The 18992-nt window shown below is 40.6% G+C and carries 14 protein-coding genes; 6 read left to right on the forward strand and 8 right to left on the reverse strand.

Annotated elements, in window-relative coordinates; genetic code table 11:
* Positions 1–64 precede the first annotated feature (64 nt).
* Positions 65–2839 (forward strand): collagenase, encoded by a 2775-nt coding sequence (locus B5G52_RS13670; RefSeq protein ID WP_087533201.1) that lies wholly within the window; start codon positions 65–67, stop codon positions 2837–2839.
* A 70-nt stretch (positions 2840–2909) separates the two neighbouring features.
* Here B5G52_RS13670 and B5G52_RS13675 read toward each other — a convergent pair whose 3' ends face one another.
* From B5G52_RS13675 to B5G52_RS13695, 5 genes are all read right to left on the reverse strand, one after another.
* Positions 2910–3920 carry an ABC transporter ATP-binding protein gene (locus B5G52_RS13675; protein WP_087533202.1) on the reverse strand — a complete coding sequence of 337 codons (1011 nt, stop codon included), beginning with the start codon at positions 3918–3920 and terminating at the stop codon, positions 2910–2912.
* 14 nt (positions 3921–3934) lie between these two features.
* On the reverse strand, positions 3935–5434 hold the full coding sequence (locus B5G52_RS13680; protein ID WP_087533203.1) for an iron ABC transporter permease: 1500 nt from the start codon (positions 5432–5434) through the stop codon (positions 3935–3937).
* The gene (locus B5G52_RS13685) at positions 5434–6474 is read right to left on the reverse strand and encodes an extracellular solute-binding protein (RefSeq protein ID WP_087533204.1); all 1041 of its coding nucleotides are present in this window, start codon (positions 6472–6474) and stop codon (positions 5434–5436) included. The genes B5G52_RS13680 and B5G52_RS13685 overlap by 1 nt, the downstream gene beginning before the upstream one ends.
* Positions 6475–7287: a hypothetical protein gene (locus B5G52_RS13690; RefSeq protein ID WP_087533205.1), complete on the reverse strand. Its 813-nt coding sequence runs from the start codon at positions 7285–7287 to the stop codon at positions 6475–6477.
* A gap of 281 nt (positions 7288–7568) precedes the next feature.
* Complete coding sequence (locus B5G52_RS13695) at positions 7569–10031, reverse strand: hypothetical protein (protein WP_087533206.1); 2463 nt, start codon at positions 10029–10031, stop codon at positions 7569–7571.
* Between the two features lie 65 nt (positions 10032–10096).
* Here B5G52_RS13695 and B5G52_RS13700 point away from each other — a divergent pair, with 65 nt between their 5' ends.
* Genes B5G52_RS13700 through ppiC form a run of 4 tightly spaced genes read left to right on the forward strand, consistent with a single transcriptional unit; the run spans position 10097 to position 15000 of the window.
* Positions 10097–11863 carry an MFS transporter gene (locus B5G52_RS13700; protein ID WP_087533207.1) on the forward strand — a complete coding sequence of 589 codons (1767 nt, stop codon included), beginning with the start codon at positions 10097–10099 and terminating at the stop codon, positions 11861–11863.
* Complete coding sequence (gene ygjK / locus B5G52_RS13705) at positions 11853–14222, forward strand: alpha-glucosidase (protein ID WP_254911211.1); 2370 nt, start codon at positions 11853–11855, stop codon at positions 14220–14222. The genes B5G52_RS13700 and ygjK overlap by 11 nt, the downstream gene beginning before the upstream one ends.
* Positions 14223–14251: 29 nt before the next feature.
* Positions 14252–14677 carry a thiol-disulfide oxidoreductase DCC family protein gene (locus B5G52_RS13710; RefSeq protein WP_087533208.1) on the forward strand — a complete coding sequence of 142 codons (426 nt, stop codon included), beginning with the start codon at positions 14252–14254 and terminating at the stop codon, positions 14675–14677.
* 44 nt (positions 14678–14721) lie between these two features.
* Positions 14722–15000, forward strand: coding sequence for a peptidylprolyl isomerase PpiC (gene ppiC, locus B5G52_RS13715; RefSeq protein ID WP_087533209.1), 279 nt, complete (start codon positions 14722–14724; stop codon positions 14998–15000).
* Between the two features lie 166 nt (positions 15001–15166).
* Here ppiC and B5G52_RS13720 read toward each other — a convergent pair whose 3' ends face one another.
* From B5G52_RS13720 to B5G52_RS13730, 3 genes are all read right to left on the reverse strand, one after another.
* Positions 15167–15829, reverse strand: coding sequence for a DsbA family oxidoreductase (locus B5G52_RS13720; RefSeq protein WP_087533210.1), 663 nt, complete (start codon positions 15827–15829; stop codon positions 15167–15169).
* A gap of 150 nt (positions 15830–15979) precedes the next feature.
* Positions 15980–17200, reverse strand: a complete 1221-nt coding sequence (locus B5G52_RS13725; protein ID WP_087533211.1) for a Xaa-Pro peptidase family protein — start codon at positions 17198–17200, stop codon at positions 15980–15982.
* Positions 17201–17222: 22 nt separating this feature from the next.
* A complete protein-coding gene (locus B5G52_RS13730) occupies positions 17223–18512 on the reverse strand; it encodes an FAD-binding oxidoreductase (protein WP_087533212.1) in 1290 nt (429 codons plus the stop codon).
* A gap of 261 nt (positions 18513–18773) precedes the next feature.
* Between B5G52_RS13730 and B5G52_RS13735 the strand changes: the two genes are divergently transcribed.
* Entirely contained in the window at positions 18774–18992 is a 219-nt protein-coding gene (locus B5G52_RS13735) for a hypothetical protein (RefSeq protein ID WP_087533213.1), read from the forward strand.

An 18992-nucleotide genomic window follows, 5' to 3' on the forward strand; every position in this document is an offset into this window, starting at 1 on the left:
TGTTACAAATAAGTTTCAGGCACCCCTTTTGGGTTGAAAGATAAAAAATAATTAAAGGTATATTATGAAAATTAACACATTGATTTTGGCTCTTCCTATATTAGGTATGAGTTCTGTAACGCTGGCAAATACGTTGAGTGAACGAACTTTTAAGCCCCAGCCTGCTGTCATTGAACGAGTACACCATCATGGTGTTGAGGAGCACCACAATGAAAAGGCGCCGATTGCTCAGGTAGAAAGTCAGCCATCGCTTTTTAGCGCACGCATTATGAGTCATCAGGCTGCTGCTTTAAGCTGTGATTTAAATGCATTGGCTAGTGCAAATACATCGAGCATTATCACTGAAATAAAAAGCCAAGGTACAAGTTGTATTAATGAGTTATTTAGTGCCTCAGCGTCAATACAAAGCCAAGTGTTTACATCAGATAAAATGTTCGCTGTTGCAAATCATGCAAAGTCACTTTCGCAGACTTATGTAGGAGGTGGAGACGTTGAGCTTGAAGCGTTATTTTTATATTTACGTACAGGGTTTTATGCTGAATTTTATAATGACAATGTGAGCCTTGCTACTTGGGTAACAACCGCTGTAGTCGGTGCGATAGATGCATTTGTTGCTAATAGCCATTTTTATGATGACAACGATGGGCACGGTAAAACGTTAAATGAAGTGATAATTACAATGGACAGTTCAGAGCAGCAGCATCGCTATTTGAACGTTGTAAAACAATGGCTAACACGTTTTAATGAAAGCTATGCAACCAAATGGAATATTCGTGGTGCAGTGAATGGTATCTTTACCTTACTGTATCGTGGGCAATGGAATGATGCGTTTGTCACAGCTGTGGGCACAGACACAGATTTAGTTACAAAACTTAATGCGTTTACGCAAAAACAATGGATGATTGGCTCGGATGCACAGTTTCTTATCGTTAACGCAGCCAGTGAATTAGCTAGGCTCAAGCAATATTCAAATACCTCAATTCAAACAACGGTTGATAATGGCTTAAAAGCAATTTTTAGTACTTATAGCAGCTTTGGCTATGGAGATGCTGTTTGGCTTGCGGCGGCAGACTCTGTAAGTTATTACACTGATTGTAATGATTATGGTATTTGTGGTTTTGTGGATGATCTTATTACACAAGCTTTATCGCAAAGCTATAGCTGTAGTAGCACTATTAAAATTCGTTCGCAAAACATGACTGCTATACAGCATGCGGCAGCGTGTGATGCAATGGGCGCTGAAGAAGGATTATTTCATACTAAGTTAGCAACGAATAACACCCCCGTTGCAGATGATAATAACAACTTCTTGCAAGTTAATATTTTTGATAGCAGCGATGATTACGGTAAATATGCAGGCGCAATCTTTGGGATCAATACCGATAATGGCGGAATGTATTTAGAAGGTGACCCATCAGTAGTAGGTAATCAAGCAAACTTTATTGCCTATGAAGCAAGTTATGCCAATGCAGAGCATTATGTATGGAACTTAGAGCACGAGTATGTTCATTATCTTGATGGACGGTTTGATTTATATGGTAATTTCAATTCCCCTACTGAGGATATTGTTTGGTGGTCTGAAGGTGTTGCAGAGTATGTTGCAAATCTAGATAACAATGATGCTGCTAAAAATACTATTAGTGATGGCTCGCGTTATACCTTAGCGCAAGTGTTTGCCACCACTTACGACGGCTTTGATCAAGACCGTATTTACCGCTGGGGCTATTTAGCCGTACGCTTTATGTTTGAGCGTCATAATGATGAAGTAAATGCCATGCTAGCACATACCCGAGTGGGCGACTGGAGTGCTTATAAAGCTAAAACGGTACAGTGGGCAAATAGTTATGAAAATGAATTTGTGCAATGGTGCGATGATTTAGTGGCAGGCACGCCAACAAACAGTTTGCCTATAGCGCAAATAAATGGCCCATACTCAGGTGTACAAAATAGTGAAATGAGTTTTACGAGCAATGGTAGTATAGATAGCGATGGCTCAATTGTAAGCTACCAATGGGATTTTGGTGATGGCAGTGCATCAAATACAGCAAATCCATTTCATACATACACGAGTGCAGGCGAATACAATGTAAGCTTAACTGTTGTTGATGACGAAGGTGCCAGTACATCTGTGACGACGACTGCAAGTATCGAACAAGATAACAGCGGTGGTGATAGGGTACTGCAAAATGGTCAATCAGTTACTGTAAATGGTTTACAGGACGAGCTTCAGTATTTCACTTTTGTTGTTCCGCAAGGCGCAAGCGAACTTACATTCAGTATCGCTGGTGGTACAGGTGATGCCGATTTATATGTTAGTTATGAGGCCACACCAAGCGAAGCGATTTATGATTGTCGTCCATATGTTGGTGGTAACAATGAGCAATGTGTTATTGAACCAGCCGAGCAAGGAACATATCAAATAATGCTACGCGGATATAATGCGTTTGATAATGTAGCGCTTACGGCATCGTTTACGCAAGCAACATCAAATGTCCCCGATGTATGTTCGACTCAAGGAAGCCGTAGTAATGGGCGTTTAAATGATGGTGAAGTGATTTGCTTAGGTAACAGCGACCCAATGTGGTTTAGTATTGCCGATGTGCAAAGCCAAAATGGTATTTCAATTACAACAGCAAATGGTTCAGGCGATATCAGCTTAAGCTACGCTGCAAGTGGCTGGCCTAATGGCAGTAATGAAGTAGCGCAGTCTAATAATAGTGGCAATGCTGAATGTATTTATATCTCAGCTCAGAATGAATATTGGGGTTATCTAAAAGTGGCTGGAAATAGCAATGGCGCAAGTTTGGTGGTTGATTTTAATAGCCAAGGTTGCCGTTAATAACACTTTATTTTAAGAGGTGAAATTCCTACACAAAGCCCATGAAAATGGGCTTTGTGTTTAATGTATTTTAGCGTCTATAAACCGCCAGTGGGTGAGATGTACTTAATGACACATGTACTTTATCGCCAGGATTTACGACCACTTCATGACTTACTCGGCTGGTAACCAATGTTTTACAACCAAGCTGTACAGCGCATAAACGACTGCCGCCTTCAAAGCGTACCCATACTACAACCCCATTATTACCAGTTTCACCTTGGACTAAAACAACGTCGTCTGGGCGTAGCAGTACGTCGACATCACCAAGCTCACAATCAATGCCGTGTGCGGGAACATTTCCGATATCTGTGCGGGCTATACCTTGATTAAATTGACCACGAATAAAGCTTGCCTCACCTAAAAAGCGTGCAACAAAACGGTTGCTTGGCATACTAAAACAGTGCTCTGGGGTATCGAGTTGTTGGATTTTACCTGCTTGTAAAATACCGACACGGTCACCAATAGATAGCGCTTCTTCTTGGTCATGGGTGACCCAAATAGCAGGAACGCCAGCTTCTTTGAGTGCATTACGGATATCCCAGCGCAGCATGTCTTTTAATGCCGCATCTAGGTTAGAAAGTGGTTCATCAAGTAATACAAAATCAGGTTGGTGGGCGAGTGTACGAGCAAGAGCGACCCGTTGTTTTTGCCCTCCAGAGAGCGTTGCAGGCTTTTTATCACGAAAGTCGTCAAGGCCGAGTAATTTTATCCAGTGATCGGCAATGGCGGTGTCTTTCAATCTAAAACAGATATTTTGCACCACGGTTAGATGTGGGAATAGGGCAAAATCTTGAAACACCATACCGACACTTCGCTTTTCTGGCGGAACTGTTAGTTTAGGTGTCGCTTTCCATTTAGCGAGTTTGATTTCTCCCTCACTGATAGGTATAAGTCCTGCAAGTGCTTGCAATATAGTACTTTTACCACAGCCCGTAGGACCAACGAGCATGAGAATTTCACTGTTTTCGAGCGATAAGTCGAGCTCGCTCACTACGCGGTTAGTGCCATAATCTATAGACAACTGGCTTACAGATAGCATTTAAATTTAAATCCTCAGTGTTCGAGTTGGTTACGTTTTTCGCCAGACATCATAATAGCTAACCCGCATGCAGAAATCACCACTAATAATAGACCGGGTATCGCAGCTCGACCAAAATAGCCAGCTTCGTAAACACGCCACAAATAAGTTGATAGGGTTTCAAACCCTGTTGGTCCAAGCAGCAGGGTGGCCTCTAATTCGCGCATTGATTCTAAAAATACCAATGCAGCACCGGCAATAATACCACGCATAGTCAGCGGTAACGTGATACGTGTAAACGCTTCGCGTGGACTTGCACCAAGTACTCGGGCAGATTTAACCAAACTTGGGTCGAGGTGTTCAGTGCTAGTACGCACAGAGCCTACTGCCAATGGCAGAAAACGCAGCATATAGGCAATAATTAAAAGCCCCAGTGTTTGATATAAAAACGGTAGTTGCAGGCCGCCATACACCAACGCGGTACCCATTACTATTCCGGGAATACCAAAGCCAAAATAAGTCACACGCTCCATCACGCGGCCCGCTTTACCACTAAGCGCCGCATGAGCAACGGGAATGGCAACAATCACAGCCACTACAGCAGCGATGGCTGATGCATACGCTGAGTTCCACGCAATACTAAAATCAAATGAACTATACCCATCACGGGCGAGCCACAGAGAAAATATTGCTAAAGGTAAGCCAATTGCCAACAGTAACACGGGGGCAAAAGTGGCAAACATAGCGCCAAGTTGCCATTTATTAGGGAATAAGGTTAATGCTCTTCCATGGCGCTCGCTGGCTGTTTTAATTTGTGATTCTATTAACAGTAAAAACCCAACGATTACCAATAGTTGCAGTGACAACATGGCTGCGCGGCTCAGTGCAAAGGCATTATATTCAACGTAAATAACCCGTGTAAATGTATCAAGGCGCATCATGGCGGGAGTACCAAAGTCAGACAAGGTATAAAGCGCGACAAGTAAAGAGCCAGCTGCAATACCATTGATAACACGGGGTAAAATAACTTTAAACACACTTTGCGTCATCGACATACCCAACGTACGTGCAGCATTGACCATACTGGCATCAAGGCTAAGCAAAGAAGAGCGAGTGGTCATCATGACAAATGGGAAAGTATAAAGTGTCATAACAATGGCTGCGCCACTTAAGCCATCCATTGCGGGAAGTTCAATCCCCAAAAGGTTATGTATTTCGCCGCCAGAGCCAAAAGCAGCGTACAGTGTGAATGCGCCGATATAGCTTGGAATAGCTAAAGGGGCGGCAAAAAAGACCAGCCAAAACTTTTTAAAAGGTAGATGTACGTAGGCGCTAATAAACGCTAATGGCACGCCAATTAAAATAGAGCCAATCACGGTCAACACCATCAAAGAAAGGGTGTTACCTAAAATTTTTAAGTTATGGCTATCAAAAAAAGAGCTGGCGTCAGTTGCCAGCGTAATTAAAATAAAAATAGGAGCCAGTGTAATGAGCGCTGCAAGCAGCGCCATTGGGTAAGAAGCCGGTAGTCGCATTACAATACGCCGCTATTACGCATCAAATCTATGGTTGGCCGTAAATCAGCTAACTGAGTAAGGTCAATTTTAGGAGGAGAAACACTGGCTAAAGAAGGAAGCCCTTTTGGTTGGTCAACGCCATTAACGAGCGGGATTTCATACGCTTCACGGGCTAAGTAACCTTGTACTTCACTACTTAAAAGGTAACGCATAAAGTTAGTTGCCAGTGGGTCTTCGTTTAAAGCCAAAATGCCTGAAGCATTGACTAAGCAACCGGCATCTTGCTCTGTAAAAGCAAGATCAAGCTTCGCATCAGGCTTGCCTGATTTTAAGCGTAATGTGTAGTAATGATTAGCGAAACCAATGTCTACTTCACCGCGTTCAACAGCCATTACTACACCTAATTCACCGGCGTAGGTTTTTGAGCGTTTTTTGACTTTTTTCAGCCATTTAGCTGTTTTATCATCGCCTTCGAGTATACGCATTGCGGTAACAAAAGACTGAAACGATGCATAGGCTGGTGCCCAGCCAATACTTAGGTCGCTATCTGCAATTTCCATAATACTGGTTGGAATTTGCTCTTTAGTTAAACGTGCTGTGTTATAAGGCAGCGTACGGATGCGCCCCGTTACAGGTGCCCAATCTTTATAACGAAATTGTGGTTGCAATTGCGCTGACAAATCACTCGGTAGTGGTTGCGCTAAACCTGCATCGGACACCAAGCCAATCGCACCCGAATCAACAGCCCAAAATAAATCAGCTCTACGAACCCCAGCTTTAGCTTCAGCTACAATAGTATTAGCTAAAGCGGCTGTAGGGCCGCGGCGAATGTTTAATTTGAAGTCAGGATTCTTATTTTCAATTGCCTGTAGCACATTTTCATATAAACCGCCCTCACCACGGCCTAAATACAAGGTCAATTGACCTTTTAGCTTTGGTAAATCATCAACGGATACAGGGTTTGCTATGCTGGCAGCTAGTGCGTGAGAAAGAGGCAATGGTAAAGAACCAATCGCCCCTAACGCAGCTAGGCCTTGTATAAAGGTCCTACGCTTCACTTAAAATACATCCTTACGTGCTTTTTCCGCTTCTTCAAGCAATACTTTAGCGCGGTCTAATTTTGTTTGCATGTCAATGATAACGTCGCGTACTTGGTTTACACTTTTGTTATCTGAAATTGCTTTTGGCAATGTCACGTTAAAATCTTTTTCTAGCACTTCAACGAGTTTCGCGTCTTTGGCGATTAATGTTCCTTCAACACCTTCAAACAAGTGTAGGTATGTATCGTGAACAATGCTCGTAGCTTCATCGCTTAAACGTTCAGCATATTTAGCTACAACGCGATCAAGTTTATGTTTAATTTCATCAATGGTGGCACTTTGTGTCATGCCTTCAGTCGCGGTTGTAGTAATGTTGTCTAACAACCCTTTTTGCTGAAATTGTGCCGCAAGTTTAACAGCACCAAGGCCTTGCCACAATGCAGAATCCATCGCAGCTTGCTGTTTACGGGCTTCGCTAGCTGGTTTATTGTTATCAATGGCCATTTTTACACCATAAATACCTTGCCAGATAGATGCATAAACAGGTACGTAGTTTGTTTCAATTGCGCTGTGGAACTTAACTGATTCCCAGTATTCAATTAAATCATCACTGTTAACGGCTTTTGCGCCTTTGCTTTCGTAATCGCTAACCATAGTGTCGACTTTACCGATCATCCATTCAACTTCTTCAGAATAATCTTTAATATTCGCTTGGAGATGGTTTACGTGCTCGCCAATTGGGCCATTAGCAAATACAGGTTGTGCCACAAAAGTTGACACTAAAAGAAGGCTTACACCTAACGTTGTTGCTGATTTAAATAATGAATTCATACTGAGGATCCGAAATGGTAATTGTAAATGATAGCCATTATCATATCCGTAATAATGGTCAAAATCAATATACCTAAATTTACACTTAAAATCCTATTTTTTCTATGTTTTTAAATAGCTTAAAAAAGGTAGGTACAACACAGTAAGCTATTTATCATTCAGATTGTTACAAGGTTGGTGGTATTTTGTACGAAAGTTACAAAGTTATACATTTAATTTGGTACATCATCGAAGTTTATGTACGCTTCAAGTTGCTTGTAAACAACTTGAAGCGTTTATTATTACTGTGTTAAATCGACGTATTTGACTATTCTTATTGCTTCACCATCCACATCTAATTGTGCAGTCATGGCTAAGCGTGTCAGCTCTGTGTTTATAGGTAATTCAAAGTGATAGGTTTTGCTCTCATATGGCGCTATCTTTACTGTTTGTTGCAGTGTTTTAATCGCTAAAGGTTGTGAATCAGAAGTTGCCGAAAGTGTGAGTTTACCTTGTGTTTTTCCTGAATACGGACCTGTAAGCGTTATATCAAGCACTGCGATTTCTTTGTTGCTTTTACTATATTCATATTGCATGTCTACCCCATTAAAAGGTGTTGTAGATTCACTTAAGGTCGATTTATAGTTTAAAGACTGCCATTGCAGTTTTTGTGCAATCACAAGTTTTTTTGCGTCTGGTACGTGTTTTAAATCAAGGTTATGAATGCCAGGTTGAATGACTTTATTAATTTGCTGAGTAGCGATGACATTTTCTTTTTTATCATAAAATTGCACATCAGCTGCAATCTTTAGCGCGAAGCTAGTGGGGTTATCGATTCTTAAAAACGGTGCTTCGTTGTTGAGATAAATATTTGCATCAATACCAGAGAGAGCTTGGAAACCTGCATTGCCTAAACGCTTTATGTAATCGTTAAAAATCAAGTTAAGCTCAGTAGTGATCATTTTATGTTGACTCTGTTTCGGTATTTTTTGCATCAGGTTGCTCAGTTCAGACTCACAACCTGCAAGCTGCAATACATGTTGCTGGCATGTTTTGAATAGGCGGCTTAGTAAATTATAGTTTTTAAATAACCATGGGTTAGTTATGCCTGCGTTTGTTGATGACTTATTGTCAGGTAATTTAGAGTTATATAAATAAGGGGTGATTAAGTGGTTATTATTTTTGCTTAGTAAGCTTATTTTTCGTGGGCTCAATGCTGCCATTAACCTGTTAGCTGTTGACAGCGTTACTTGTTGCTCGATTAGGCTATTTTTTTGCGCAGTTAAAGTTATTTTTAGTTGCGTGGCTTCTAAAGATAGCTTGATACCGAGAGAGCTGTTTTCAATTAAGGCCGCTCTAATCTCAGGGGTTAAACCAACCTGTAATGAGGTAAAATCATCGATGTTTTGTGCACTAATGTGCAGGTGTTCGCCATCGACTATTAGAAACTTAAGTAATTGATCATCGTTTATTTTTTCTTTACCAATAAAGCGTGCTCGGTATTGTTGGTTGTGATTGCTGCGCTTTGCTTGTAAAGCAATACCTACTTCACTTCGGTGTATCTGTGAAGGTATAAAGTTTATTAATACCCCGACTTGGTTTTCATTTAAGGTATTTATTAGTTCACTCGGTGTTGGTGCAGGGAAGTCCATCACTGGATGCGTTGGTGTTTTTGTTGGATTAATATCTAAGCGAGATAAGCTATTTGAGTCAGTATTACGTAGCCAATACGCCGCACCATCTTGTTCCCATGGGCCAGATACTATATGAAAGCTTGGTTGAATATTTTGTACAAATTCGGCAAAGCCTTTTTCTATTGCTTGCCAATCTTTAAAGGTTTGTTTAAGTAACGAATTTGCGGTTGAGAGGGTGGCTTCACTATGAGGGTTGGCTAGTCTAAGTTGCTGTACAAAATAAGCAAAAAACTGCGCGCGTTCAGGTGAACTTAAAAGGTAGTGAACAATAAAAAAATTAAGACCGCGTTTAAGTGCAGGATCATCGTTAATTTGTTCAATAGTGGGTTTGTTTGCGCTGTAATATTGTTTTAATCCTGTTTCGATATAATTCATTGGCGCGCGATCAAATACCATCACGGTTAATTGTTTTCGCGTTGGGTCGTAAACATGATGAGCAACAGAATCAGCCAAGCCTTCGGTGATCCAATTGGGTGCCCAGGTTGAATGGCCGTTTAATGCCATATGAAATGCATGCATAGTTTCGTGGATCACGATATACCGCTGATGATGCTCTCGGTGGCTAGGAAAATTGTAACCTGCTCGGTTATAAAACATGGTTTCGCCACCGGCGGTTTTATGCACCCCACGTAAAAAACCATCATCAAGCATGGCTTCTTTTACTCTTGCGCGGCTACTGCCATATACAACAGCGATTCGTTGGCGCTCAATATTCGGTGGCTCCATGCCAAATAGCGCCACATAGTGTGGGTAAGCCATTTCTAGTAATTCTAAGTACAATTTTACTTTTTCTGATGGAAGATCACTTTTTAGCGCAAAGTGTTTGCTTATCCACCAATTATAGCCACGGCTATTACCTATTTTGCCATCGCTATATGTGTAAGGAATGGTTTTTCCTAAAAACTCAATATCCATATGGTTGAGCGTGCTGGTATAACCTTGCACTGTGATGTCAGCTTTTAAGGTTTCTGCAATTAACGGATCATTACTGTCAGTTGCAGCCTCTTTTGGTTGAGGTTGACATGCCACTAAGAAAATTACGAGTAGAACAAGAAAGATGTTTTTTATCATTATGGTTGTTTTGTTTGTATATTGTATGCAATATAAGATAAAGCGTTTAATTTAAAAAGTAAACTATGAATAATAATCAACCATTAAAATCATCATGTCAGTCACATACAGATACTTATAATAAGCCGGGCAGGCTTGGTTTTGGCTTAGCGTTTTATATAGCCAACGTCATGGAAATATTTGAACGTTTAGCTTGGTACGGCTTTTTTGCTGTGTCATCGGTTTACATGACTACGCCAGTAGAGCAGGGGGGAGTCGGGTTTAGTGATGCGCAGCGTGGCGCGGTGCAAGGGATCATTCCTTTTTTTTTATACTTGTTACCTGTGTTCACCGGGGCTTTGGCTGATAGATACGGTTATAAAAGAATGTTCATTTGTTCCTTTATACTAATGGCACCAAGCTATTACTTTTTAGGTCAAGTTACCGATTTTAATTCATTTTTTATGATTTTAATGTTGGTGGCCTTTGGCGCATCATGTTTTAAACCTGTAGTGGTTGGAACAATCAGCCAAAATACGAATGACGCTAACAGAGGATTAGGCTTTGGTATTTTTTATACCATGGTGAATTTGGGTGGTTTTATTGGTCCTCTTGTTGCGGGTTATCTTCGGGCTATTAGTTGGGATGCTGTATTTATTATGTCAGCAGGGTGGATTTTAATTAACTTTATACCGCTTGTTTTTTATCGTGATACACAAAAGGAGTCACAGCATGACACTGGGCTTGGGCATGTCCTAAAGCAAGCTCAACATGTACTGGGTAATAGTCGATTTGCGCTGTTATTGTTTGCGAGCATCATTATTTTAATGGCTGGTGGCGTGAGCTGGTTAAGTTATCCTGAGGCATTTTCATTAATCGGATGTTGGCTTGGGATTAACTGGTTATGGGATAAAAGCATATGCTCTTACGCAAAAAAACCGTGGTACTTGCAGCCAGTGCAAGTCAGCAACCGTAGTTTTGCACTGTATCTAGCAGTGCTTACTGGGTTCTGGACGGTTTACAATCAACTGTTTTACACTTTGCCGCTATTTATTCGTGATTACACGGACACGCAAGATCTCGTTGTTTTTTTGAGTTATTTTGGTCAGTCATTCGTGGATTTTTTTGCTTATGTAGACAGTCATGCATTGAGTAATAAATTGCATAGCCTAGCAACGTTGTCTTATACAGTACCTTTATCAACCGTTGATTTGGAACAAATCCGTTTAGAATTGGTCCATCTAAAAGTGAACGTGCCGCTTGAACAGATCGATTTATTTATAAAGCAAGCGAGTATGACAAACTTTTCAATCGAGCAAAGCCAGTTTCTAGCGCAGCAATGGCTTGCTTATCGGCAAATAAATCCAGAGTACCTTATAAATTTAGACTTCGCAGCGATTGTTCTGTTGCAAATAATTGTAAGTGTTCGATGTCAAAAATTTAAGGTTATATCAGTATTAATTAGTGGCTTAGTAATTACTGCAAGCGCATTTTTACTACTGTTATTAATTAGTGTCGGTTTCTTAGAAACCACATTAGGTGGTTTAGTGATGGTCACGGTGATCCTGCTCATTGCCTTTGGTGAAATGCTGACCTCACCTAAAAGCCAAGAATACGTGGCAAGTATTGCTCCAAAAGGGAACGCGGCAATGTTTATGGGTTATTATTTTGTTTCTATGGCATTAGGCTTTTTATTTGCTGGCTTTTTATCAGGATGGAGTTATGGTTATTTAGTTAAAACATTACAACAGCCTGGGCTGATGTGGCTTCTCTTTGTCATGATTGCACTGACTACCGGTCTTTGTTTTTATCTTTTGGCAAGAAACAAAAAGGGAGTTGCTAGTGATACTTAAGTGTATATTTATTTTATTCATCATTGTATATATGACGAGTGTACAAGCGATAACAAACGACGATCTTAGTTTTAAAAACTTAGTTGATAGAACTGGAAGTCCCTATTATATGCAAGATTTTGAGCAAGGCGGCCATCAACGCTTTAGCCCGTTGTTTGATTTAGGTGCTTGGCATGGGCATATGTTGCCTACCTCAGAAAATATAGGTAGCTTTACAGGGCCTGCCATTATTACAGAAGAATACTTAAATTTTTTATCTCCCTACTTCGAAAAACTTAGTGTTTATAAAGGCGATAATATTCATCGTGCTAACAAGGTAAAATTAACGATGAATGCATATAGTTTACCTGGGGCATTAGTGCAAGAGCTCAGTGGCGAAGGTGTGAGTATTACGCTAACGCTTCGTTTTGTGTCTAACCGTAGCTCACTTGTGAAGACCAAGATCACAACAACTCAGCCTTTAACGCTCTATTTTGAAGGCAAGCTGGTTCCCCATTTACGTGCCATTGATGCTAAAGCAAAGGATGCACGTTCACCTTTGGTTGTTTACCCTCAATTAAACCCTCAATGGCAAGCAACAGACACAAGTTTAACGCTACGCTTTGGAAAAGTACGCGCGTTTGGTAGCCTCCTAACATCGGGTAGTTCACAGCTCCAGTTACATAAAACTTTGCCTGTAGAGTCACGTTTGCATACAACTGGTTATGCTAGCCAAGCTTATATCACAACTAATAGAACCTTTTATACTACATATTCTTATATGTTAAATGAGGCGGAAGTGAACCGTGAGCAAGCTGTGATTAGAGCTATTTTAAAAGACCCTGAGCACTACTTAAATCAGAGTAAAAAGCGATGGCAAAACTATATTGCTCATGCAACGCAAACAATCACGGATAAAGCTCCAAAATACAAAAAATTAGCGGTTAAAAGCGTCGAAACACTTATTGGAAACTGGCGGAGTAAAGCTGGTGCGGTTGGGTTTGACACGGTCAGCCCTGCTGTTACAGGTCGGTGGTTTTCAGGTAATCAAACTTGGCCGTGGGATAGTTATAAACACGCGTATGCGCTAGCAACATTTAACTCAGGACTTGCAAAACAAAATTTAAACGCAGTGTTTGAACACCAAATCACAGCAGATGACCCGCTAAGGCCCTGGGACGCAGGGTTTATTCCTGACTTAGTTGCTTATAATAAGAGTCCTGAAAGAGGCGGAGACGGTACGAATTGGAATGAGCGTAATACAAAGCCTAGCCTTGCTGCTTGGGCTGTATGGCAGGTGTTTGAGCATACCAACGACAGTCAGTGGTTAGAAATGATTTACCCTAAATTAGTGGCTTATCGTCATTGGTGGTTAACTAATCGTGATCACAATAAAAACGGGGTGCCTGAATATGGAGCGACCGTTGATAAAGCACATAATACGGCCCAAGGTGATTTACTTTTTAAAATCAAAACAGCAACAGGCTGGCAAACTAAAAGTGGTTTAGAGAAATATCAGGCAATATTGAAAAATCAGCAAGCCAGTAAACTCCAAGTACCTGCACAAACGGCGGCATCTTGGGAGTCTGGCAGAGATGATGCGGCTGTATTTGGGTTTATTAATACAGATCAGCTTGAACAATATATTCAACGCGGTGGTAAGGCAAGCGATTGGCAGGTTGGCTTTGCTGAAAATCGTGATAATACTGGCACTCTGGTTGGGTATTCATTGTTACAAGAGTCAGTCGATCAAGCTTCTTACATGGCAGCAGATAACCGCTATTTGAGTAAAATTGCTAAGCAGCTTAACTACCCTCGCCAAGCAAGTTACTTTTTAAAGCAAGCTACTAAGCTCAGAGATTATATCAACACGTGCATGTTTGATGAAGAAAGTGGTTACTACTACGATATAAATATAGCTGATGAGGTCCTTGATAATGGCTGTGCGGGTAAACCGTTAGTTAAGCGTGGCAAAGGACCTGAAGGGTGGTCACCTTTATTTAATAAAGTGGCTAGTGTAGATCAAGCAAAGCAAGTTGTTGACGCTATGCTAGATGAGCGCCAATTCAACACAAAAGTCCCATTGGGCAGCGCTGCGCTTACTAACCCCGCATTTGGTGATGATATATATTGGCGGGGACGAGTATGGTTAGATCAAGCTTATTTCGGCCTAGTTGGTATGAGTTATTATGGGTATTGTGAAAAAGCGCAGCAGTTAAGTGAGAAGCTACTAACTAATGCAGATGGCTTATTGTCATCTGCGCCAATTCGTGAAAATTATAATCCGCTTACAGGTGAGCAACAAGGGGCGCCTAACTTTTCGTGGAGTGCAGCACACTTATTATTGATTGCCCAAAAACAAGGGCATTGGTGCCAATAGAGTACGTTGAGTTTAAAAAGTGAGTGGTTATGTCAGGGGTTAATGTTTCGCAACTAATTAAAAATAAACATCTCATCGTGTTTGATGGGCAATGTAAGTTATGTAATGCATGGAGTAACTTTATTATTAAACATGATAAAAATGTGCACTTTAAATTGTGCTCTGTGCAATCAGATAAAGGCCAAGCAATACTTAATTACTTTAATTACCCCACAGATAATGTGAAGAGCATGCTTTACATTGAACAAGATAAATATTTTTCACAAAGTGATGCTGTGCTTGAGGTTATTAGCCAACTTGGTTGGCCTTGGCGAGCAATTAAAATCATACGTTTAATACCCAAACGCCTACGCGATTGGATGTATGACCGGATTGCGATAAACCGTTATCGCCTATTTGGTAAGTATGATTACTGCCGTATTCCTGAAAGTAGATATGAACAGCATTATTTATAAATAAATGATAAAATTGACTTAGTTTAATTTAGTCGAGATCCATTATGGCCAGCACCGCACATGCGTTACATATTTTAGTTAAGCACAAAGAGCTTGCTGAAGACATCATCAAACAGTTAAAAAAAGGCGCTAAATTTCAAGTGCTCGCTAAAAAGCATTCTACTTGCCCATCAGGTAAAAAAGGGGGAGATTTAGGAGAGTTTAAACGCGGCCAAATGGTACCTCAGTTTGATAAAATCGCATTTAATGGTGAAATACTCGAGCCACATTTAGTTAAAACTAAATTTGGCTGGCATGTTGTAAAGGTACTTTATAGAACGTAGGAGTAAAGTTAGCGATAGTAAAGCTAGCGAGAGTAAAGTTAGCATGACAAACGTACAGATTTGATTTCAATCTAAAAACCACCTAGCTCAGGTGGTTTTTTAGTGTGAGTAATATAACGGTTTTAAAAAGCAGCCACGCTTGGGATTGCGGACGTGGCTTTTAATTTTATTGCTGCTGTTGTTGCGCTTCTTGCTCTGCAATTTGCTTAAATGCTTGTACAAATGCGTCGCTTGGTTGACCACCCGTTAGGGCATATTGATCATTAATAATAAAGGTTGGCACTGAGGTTATGCCCATTTGATGTAAGGCATTTTGCTCGTTGCGTACCTCTTGGAAATATTCGCCTGAATCTAATATTTCTTTTGCACGAGCCCTATCAAGCCCCACGCCTTGTACGACATTAAGTAGATTGTCTTGGTCGTTTAGAAATATTAAATCGGTAAAGTGTGCTTTAAATAAAGCGAGTTTAAGCTCGGTTTGTTTACCTTCAGTTTGAGCCCAAGTTAATAAACGGTGTAGATCAAAACTGTTGATCATGATGCGTTTACCGTCAAAATTAAAGGTAAAACCTGCTTTTTCGCCCATTTCTAAAATACGTTGACGGTTCTCGTCACCTTGCTCTTCGCTCAGGCCATATTTTTGTTGCAAATGTTCGTTTAAATCTTGGCCTTCAACAGGCATATCGGGGTTTAATTCAAATGGTTTCCAGCTGATATCAGCTGAGAATTCGTCACTTAGTTGGGCAAGTGCAGTTTCCAGATTTTTATATCCAATAATACACCATGGGCACATTACGTCTGAAACAATATCAATCTTTAGCTTTTTCATAAGTGAGCCTATTTTTACAAATGTAAGGGATATATGATGGCTAAAAGAGGCTAATTCAAGGGGCGAGTACAGTTAGAGTAAAAGTTGCACAGTACGGGCAGCCCGTGCAACTTTAGATGGGATCCATTAATTAGTTTCAGCGAATTAGATTTAATCCACTAAGCCGAATGGATTTTCAATACTGTGTGCGGGTTCGGTAAACCACCTAGGACCATGATCAGTCATATAAAAATGATCTTCTAATCGTACGCCAAATTCATCAGGTACTACTAGCATGGGTTCGTTACTAAAACACATTCCAGTGGCTAGAGGAGTTTTATCGCCGCCTACTAAATAAGGCCATTCGTGAATGTCTAAACCAATGCCGTGGCCGGTACGGTGTGGGCAGCCTGGAGTTTGATATTCAGGGCCTAATCCTTGCGCTGCTAAATAATTACGGGCGCCGGCATCTACGGCTTCACATGTTTGGCCTATTTTTGCTTCATTAAATGCAGCGATTTGTGCCGCTTTTTCATAATTCCAAAATTGGCGCTGATGATCGCTTGCTTCACCATATACGTAGGTGCGGGTGATATCTGATAAGTAATCATGCACTTTACAGCCAGTGTCAATTAATACCATATCGCCTTTTTTTAATATTTGCGCGTCTTTTACACCATGGGGGAAAGAAGTTGCAACACCAAATAATACAATGCAAAAGTAATTGCCTGGTGCGCCTACTTTTTGGTGGGCTTGCTTTATAAACGCTTCTACTTCAGTGGTACTAATGCCTTCATGTAGCATACTGGCAGTTGCTTTATGTACCGCCAGCGTCATATCCATAGCACGTTGCATTAATGCAAGTTCATTGGCAGATTTATGCATACGACAATGTGCAGTAACAGGCTGTGCATTCACTAACGTTAAGCCATTTTGGGCTTTATTAATACCATCAAAAATAAAGAACTGTGCGCTTTCGTCAATGCCAACTGTGCCATTCGCAGCAATACCCATTTCAGATAATATATTAACAAATAATGTATATGGACTTTCATGCTCTTGCCAACCACGAATCGGCCCATCAATTACTTTAAAGCCGTTTAATGAACCAATCTCAAAGTAAGGAGCGATATACTGAATATTTCCCTTTGCTGGTAAAATGGCTCCCACCAGACGCTCACTTGCATACCAACGCATTCCCGTGAAATAGGTAAGGTTTGTGCCTGCATTTAAATATATGGCATCAATACCATTGGCTTGCATGTATTGTTGAGCTTTTTTAATTCGTTCTAGGTGCTCTTGTGGTTGAATTGGGGTTAAATCGTCAGTCATATTAGTTAAACTGGCAAGTGCTTGTTCTTTGGTTTGAATACCAATACCTTTGGTTGTCATAGTGCTCTCCTCGTTAGTGGGGCTATTGTGCTAGTGGTAACTGTGAACTGCAAGCAGCTTGAGTTGAAAATCGACTAATACAATAAGGTTTAAGATCAATCTCTGCACGGCGCCTTAAACATACAGCAGTGATCAGTTCTGAGGTAATAGCGCCTTGTGTTAATCCTAGGTGCTGATGGCCAAAGGCAAAAAATAAATTGGGGTGGTAGGGCGCTTCACCTATGACTGGCAATGAATCTGGTAGCGATGGTCGACAACCCATCCAAACGCTGCTTGGCTGTAATGATATAGCTGAGTTCTTAAGCATCGCTTTAGCATTAGGTAACAATGCAAGTGCACGCTTATTATTCATCTTACGTTCTGTCCCTGCGAACTCAACAGTGCCGGCAACGCGTAAGCCTTGGCTCATCGGAGTCATGATAAAGCTACGCTCTGCAGATGCCACGGGCCTTGATAAGCCATAGTTGCTCGCCAACATACAATGATAGCCACGTTCAGTATCAAGTGGAACTTTATAACCAAAAGGCTCAACGAGAGATTTACTCCATGCTCCCGCCGCAATAACAACCTTATCTGCAGTGAATGTTTGTTCATCATTACTAAGGGCATACGTGCTCTGGGTTTGCTTAATAGATGTTATTTTTTGCTGACAAAATTTGCCACCTAAAGTACTAAATTTATCCGCTAAATTTAAACAAAAAAGATGTGGATCTACGCTGTGGGCTACATCTTTAAATAATAAAGCATGTTTTATTGTGTCAGATAAATTGGGCTCTAATATTTTTACCTCTTCAGCGTTGAGTAATTCAACAGCGATACCTTGATCTAAAAAGCTACTATACATCGCATTAATTTGGCTAAGTGGCGTTGCTTCAAATGTTAGTAAGCTGCCTTTTTTAGTGAGTAAGCTTGCTAAGTTAAACTCGTTCAGTAAGTTTTCGTATGCAGTAATCGCTCTTTTATTAAGTGCTTTGAGCGCTAACGTATTGGCTCTGAATGGTTTATGTCTCATGTTCTTAGTGAATAACCAAAACCATGGCAACGCTTGAATAATATAACGCCAATCTATCCTTAACGGACCCAATGGATTGAATAGCATACCCGGTAACTTTTTCAATAATGACGGATGTGCTAGTGGAAAAATTTGTTCGGTAGCAAAATGCCCCGCATTACCTTTTGAACAGCCTTGAGCTAATCCATTTTCGTCATATAAAGTGACGTCAAAGCCAGCTCGTTGTAGGTTAAGTGCACAACAAATGCCAATAATTCCAGCACCAACCACAGCTATTTGTTGTTTATTTTGCTCTGCCAAAATGTGTTACTCCACTTAATACTATTTGCGTTATTAGCCTGTAATAAACGGGCTTTGTTGTTTTGTGTATGGTTAATAACCGAAGCTGTAACAGCATTTAATTTGATTATTAGTTATTAACTTACAGTGCCTTAGCTGAACTTTCTTTTTTTGTGTTAAATCCATGCAACCTATGAATTAGTAAAATGTCACATTGGGATGTTGATTATTGTATACAATATACCTATTATATCAAGTCTAAACATCAATCAGGTAATAAAAATGACAGTAAATTGGCATGGAGTCTCCCCAGTGATAACTACTCTGTTCAATGCAAATAACGCCATTAATTTTGCATCAACAGTGAATGATGAACTTAATAATGAAGGCGTTCACGGCATTATTGAACGGGCTTCGGCAGAGGACACAATAGCTGTCACCTCGCTTTATAATGAAGCGACGGCAAGCCGTTTTGGTTTAACAAAATTTAAATGGGACTAA

Source organism: Pseudoalteromonas sp. A601 (assembly GCF_002165575.1).
Classification (GTDB): domain Bacteria; phylum Pseudomonadota; class Gammaproteobacteria; order Enterobacterales; family Alteromonadaceae; genus Pseudoalteromonas.

Bases quoted from the DNA above. Each gene is read 5' to 3' on its own strand.
- B5G52_RS13670 (WP_087533201.1), top strand. From the start codon at position 65: ATGAAAATTAACACATTGATTTTGGCTCTTCCTATATTAGGTATGAGT.
- B5G52_RS13675 (WP_087533202.1), bottom strand. From the start codon at position 3,920: ATGCTATCTGTAAGCCAGTTGTCTATAGATTATGGCACTAACCGCGTA.
- B5G52_RS13680 (WP_087533203.1), bottom strand. From the start codon at position 5,434: ATGCGACTACCGGCTTCTTACCCAATGGCGCTGCTTGCAGCGCTCATT.
- B5G52_RS13690 (WP_087533205.1), bottom strand. From the start codon at position 7,287: ATGAATTCATTATTTAAATCAGCAACAACGTTAGGTGTAAGCCTTCTT.
- B5G52_RS13695 (WP_087533206.1), bottom strand. From the start codon at position 10,031: ATGATAAAAAACATCTTTCTTGTTCTACTCGTAATTTTCTTAGTGGCA.
- B5G52_RS13700 (WP_087533207.1), top strand. From the start codon at position 10,097: ATGAATAATAATCAACCATTAAAATCATCATGTCAGTCACATACAGAT.
- B5G52_RS13710 (WP_087533208.1), top strand. From the start codon at position 14,252: ATGTCAGGGGTTAATGTTTCGCAACTAATTAAAAATAAACATCTCATC.
- ppiC (WP_087533209.1), top strand. From the start codon at position 14,722: ATGGCCAGCACCGCACATGCGTTACATATTTTAGTTAAGCACAAAGAG.
- B5G52_RS13720 (WP_087533210.1), bottom strand. From the start codon at position 15,829: ATGAAAAAGCTAAAGATTGATATTGTTTCAGACGTAATGTGCCCATGG.
- B5G52_RS13725 (WP_087533211.1), bottom strand. From the start codon at position 17,200: ATGACAACCAAAGGTATTGGTATTCAAACCAAAGAACAAGCACTTGCC.
- B5G52_RS13735 (WP_087533213.1), top strand. From the start codon at position 18,774: ATGACAGTAAATTGGCATGGAGTCTCCCCAGTGATAACTACTCTGTTC.